This window comes from Streptomyces sp. NPDC002265, from assembly GCF_040296125.1.
Lineage (GTDB): Bacteria > Actinomycetota > Actinomycetes > Streptomycetales > Streptomycetaceae > Streptomyces.
In genome coordinates this window covers 1-2,204 of sequence record NZ_JBEOWS010000639.1, presented here as the reverse complement: position 1 = coordinate 2,204, position 2,204 = coordinate 1, and the positions used below count along the sequence as shown (strand labels likewise).

The following is a 2,204-nucleotide window of genomic DNA, read 5'->3' as shown; positions in this document are numbered from 1 at the left end:
TCGGCGGCGCCGAGCGCGGCGGGGTCGCCCGGGGTCTCGGGCGGGAGGGGCAGTCCGGCGTCCAGGCCGGCGAGTCCGGCGGCCAGCACCGCGCCGATCTCCAGGTACGGGTTGGCGGCGGCGTCGAAGCACTTGAACTCGGCGTTGGCCTGTCCGGCCGCGGAGCCGGCGATCAGGCGCAGCGCCGCCTCACGGTTCTCCAGGCCCCAGCAGCGGTAGGCCCCGGCGAAGCGGGAGGGGACCAGCCGCAGATAGGAGGCGACGCTGGGCGCGCCGAGGGCGAGCAGGGCGGGCAGCTCGGCCAGTACGCCCGCGAGGAACTGCTCGGCCTCGGGGTGCAGCCCGTGGCGGCCGGGGCCGCCGTGCCCGAGGTTGCGGCCCTGCCGCCAGAGGCTGAGGTGGAGGTGGCCGCCGTTGCCGATCGATCCCTCGGTGAAGACGGGCGCGTACGAGACCCGCAAGCCGTGCCGGGCGGAGACGGCCCGGACGGTGTGGCGCACCAGCATCGTGGTGTCCGCCGCCTCGACCGGTCCCTCGGCGGCGACCGAGACCTCGAACTGCCCGGCGGCGTACTCGGGATGGAGCTGGAGCACGGTCAGCCCCTGGTCGGTGAGCGCGCGCAGCACCTCCCGCAGGTAGTCGGAGTGCTCGATGAAGCGGTTCATCCCGAACCCGGGCGCGTCCGTCGCGGGGGCCCCGGCGGCGTCGGCCGCCACCCACTCGACCTCGATCCCGGTCCGCACCGAGAGCCCGCGCCGCTCGACGGCCTCGGAGAGCCGACGGGCGAAGCCGCGCTGGCAGCCGGGGTGCGGGGTGCCGTCCTGGGTGTAGCGGTCGGCCGGGGCCCAGGCCCAGCCGGGCTGGGCGGCGAGCGGGGTGAGCCGGTCGAGGTCGGGGACGAGCCGCAGGTCGCCCACCGGGCCGGTGCTCGAAGGGGTGGTGGTGAAGGAGTCGTCCACCAGGGAGACGTCGAAGCAGGGCACGGCGCCGACGCCGTACTCGGCGGCGTGTTCGAGCTGGGCGAGCGGGACGGACTTCACCCGGGTGAGCCCGGCGTTGTCGACCCAGCCGAACACCACCCCGTCGATTCCGTCGGCGGCGAGCTGGGCTTCGGCCGCCCGGGCCTGGGCGGCCCGCTCGGCTCGGGAGTACGTGGTGGCCATGCCGATCATGCTGGCGTTCACGGCAGCCGGTGCGCCAGTGACGGGCTGGGAGTTCACCCGTCCGTGAATCGTCCGAACCACGCGCCCGGCGCCGGAGGGCGGAGCGCGGACTCGGCATTCGTCACGCAGGCGATCGCCGGTAATAGGGAAATTGGAAAATGATTTCCTCGGTGTGTGCGCTTACCGTGATCCGTAAAGGCCCGGCACCTGGATAACACCCTCATGAGTGAAACCCACCGGGACGATTTGGTCTCGATGGACCTGGCTGGACTACGGTGACCAGGGAGCGGACGGTGTACCCCATCGACGAGGAATTCAATCCGGCCCGGAGGCCGGCACGATGAATCGAGAATTCCGGAAATGGCTGCTTCCGCCTTCCCCCTTCCCTGCTGTGCCTGCTCCGGGGTCCGCGATGCCGCGGGTCCCGGGTCGTGCGTCTGTGTAGAGAGGTCTGGAGCTTCATGCCTCCCGTAGTTCCGCCGTTTCTGATCGGTCTCGTCGTCGCACCACTGGCCAAGCGTCTCCTCGAACCGCTGATCCGCGGTGTCCTCAAGACGTCCGTCGATGTCGCCCTGGAGGTGAAGAAGGCGGTCCAGGAGGCCGGAGAGAACATCCACGACCTCGCGGCCGAGGTGGCCGCCGACATGGTGGCGGCGCAGCTCGCCGCCGGTTACGGCCATCGGTCCACCGGGGGCGCGGCCTCGAACGCGGAGACCGCCGACCTGGTCGAGGGCGAGGCCGGGACTTCGCACAGCTGCGCGACCGCCGACGCCGGGAGGGCGTAGCGACGCCCTGATCGACGGCCCGGCCCGCTGCCCGGGCACGTCTCCGGGCCGGCCTCGGAGGACGGGACCTCGCGGCGTCGTCGCCGAACAGGGAACCCACGACGAACCCCTTGCCCGGCACGGACTCCACGCACCCCTCCGACAGCTCCAGGCCGGCGAACCCGCCGCCCGGCCGCAACCGCCGCGCCCCGACTGCCGACTGCCGACCGCGTGACGCCACCGCGGTCGGCGCCCCCCCGCGCCCCCCCCCCCCCCC

At 73.1% G+C, this 2,204-nt stretch carries 2 protein-coding genes; one reads left to right on the top strand and one right to left on the bottom strand.

What is annotated here, in order from left to right; all coding sequences use genetic code 11:
* Nucleotides 1-1,163 (bottom strand): type I glutamate--ammonia ligase (locus tag ABT085_RS45840; protein ID WP_351623069.1); only part of this gene is annotated, 1,163 nt, incomplete at its 3' end.
* Nucleotides 1,164-1,624: 461 nt separating this feature from the next.
* On the opposite strand from ABT085_RS45840, the gene ABT085_RS45835 reads away from it, so the two are divergent.
* Entirely contained in the window at nucleotides 1,625-1,948 is a 324-nt protein-coding gene (locus ABT085_RS45835; RefSeq protein WP_351623066.1) for a DUF5132 domain-containing protein, read from the top strand.
* Nucleotides 1,949-2,204: the final 256 nt, after the last annotated feature.